Origin of the sequence: Mycolicibacterium tusciae (assembly GCF_002086795.1) — a bacterium.
Lineage (GTDB): Bacteria > Actinomycetota > Actinomycetes > Mycobacteriales > Mycobacteriaceae > Mycobacterium > Mycobacterium tusciae.
In genome coordinates, this window is the sequence record NZ_MVIM01000049.1 from 1 (window position 1) to 1,776 (window position 1,776).

A 1,776-nucleotide genomic window follows, 5' to 3' on the forward strand; every position below is an offset into this window, starting at 1 on the left:
CATCACTCCCCGTGAAGTCGCGTCTACTACCACCACTATTCGCGACTTGGCCGATCTGTTGTGCCAAAAGTTGGCCGGTGCGCAAGCCACATCCATCAGCGACCGTCCATCCAGCGGTGATGTGCGGCCCTCGCCCATGCCCGTCAGGCGCTCATCCTTGCCCGTCAGCCGAGGGGCGCCGACGGGCTCTCACAGCCCCGCATCCAACGGTGATGCGCGACTGGACAATCGGCTCGCTTTGTTGGACCACTTCTTTTTCGCAGCCCAGCGCGCCACCGGCCAAGACCAAGTCATGCAGGTCGTGTGGGTGTATGAGCACCCCATCGACTTCAATGCGTTGAGGCGTTTTCACCACAATCTCGGCTACGGATTGTTGGGACGGCGCATCGAACGTTCGCCACTGCCGTTCGCCCGGCATCGGTGGGTCGCGTATCGCGGGGCGGAGGACATCGATATCGCTGAGTGCGCACGGCCACGCACTGAACTCAGCGATTGGGCTGATGAACGTTCGCAACTTTCGGCTGATCCCGAAGCGGGGTCAGGCTGGCATCTAGGGGTGCTTCCCCTTACTGACGGCTCGACCGCGGTCAGCCTGGTGGTTTCTCACTATCTCCTTGACGGCCTCGGGCTCGCTGATGCGATATCCGATGCGGTCCTGGGAAACATCCGCGATCTCGGCCTCCCACCGCCGCGTTCACGCACACGGCTGCGGACGGCGGCAAAGGACGCCCGGCAGTCAGTGCATGACCTACCCGAGGTTGCTCGGGCGCTGGGCGCGGTGGCTACCCTGGTTCGCCGTCACCGGCGCGATCTTGTCGCGGCGGCAAGAGCGGCCCGCCGTGACCGGGATGGTCTCGCTCTGTCGTCGACATCGCGAACCGTCGCCATCCGTGAAGACGACGGCGGCGATGACGTGGTCGTGCCGGGTATCACAATCTACATCGATGTGGATGAGTGGGATGAGCGTGCGAAGGCTCTTGGCGGAACGAGTGACGTGCTCCTTGCAGGATTGGCTGCGAAGCTCGCCCAGCGTATCGGGCGCCGACGTGCCGGCGATGGCGCAGTCACCTTGCAACTGCCGATGAGCGAACGCACAGAAGGTGATACGCGGGCGATCGCCCTGTCGTTTGCTCGCGTGAGTATCGACCCGACTCGGGTAACTACAGATCTACGCGAGATTCGCGCCTCCGTCAACGAGGCGCTAGGCACTCTGCGTCAGACGCCAGATGCGGCGCAGCGTGTAATCACTCCGGCCGCGCTCGGGATCGTATGGCTGACCCAGTTCGCGCCGAAGCGGGCATACGGTCGACTGTCGGATTTGATGATCGGCGACCCCGATCTGCCGGTGTTGTGTTCCAATCTCGGAGACTTCGGCACGCTGATCTGCCGACTCGATGGCACCGACGCGGAGTATGTCACGACACGCGGCGCTAGCAATGTCACGCGGCAGTGGCTTGAGCGGGCGGGCGGTCAAATGAATCTGCAGGCGGGGCGCATCGGCGCCAAGATCGGCATCAGCGTAGTTGCGTACCAACCGGGCGCTGCGAACACAAAGCCTGCATTGCGTCAGCTGGTTGCTCGCACGGTGGCCGAGTTCGACCTGACAGGGGAGATCTGCTAACGAACCATCCTCCTGGCCAACTCGTTTACCCACCTGTTTTGTGTTGAGGCCGAATCGACGCGTCGCTGTCAGCCCGCTCGGCGGAGGCAAGCTTTTCGCAAAGCAGCGCCGCTAAACCGCGAATGGTAGTGGTGGCGATATCGCTTGAGGTCAGA

At 63.0% G+C, this 1,776-nt stretch carries 1 protein-coding gene; it reads left to right on the top strand.

The features are described from left to right. The first annotated feature begins 136 nt into the window (after nt 1–136). Nucleotides 137–1,621: a hypothetical protein gene (locus BST47_RS30040; RefSeq protein ID WP_420094076.1), complete on the top strand. Its 1,485-nt coding sequence runs from the start codon at nt 137–139 to the stop codon at nt 1,619–1,621. Nucleotides 1,622–1,776 lie beyond the last annotated feature (155 nt).

What these genes read in the sequence shown, in the direction of transcription:
- BST47_RS30040 (WP_420094076.1), top strand. Translation starts at nt 137, where the DNA reads ATGCCCGTCAGGCGCTCATCCTTGCCCGTCAGCCGAGGGGCGCCGACG.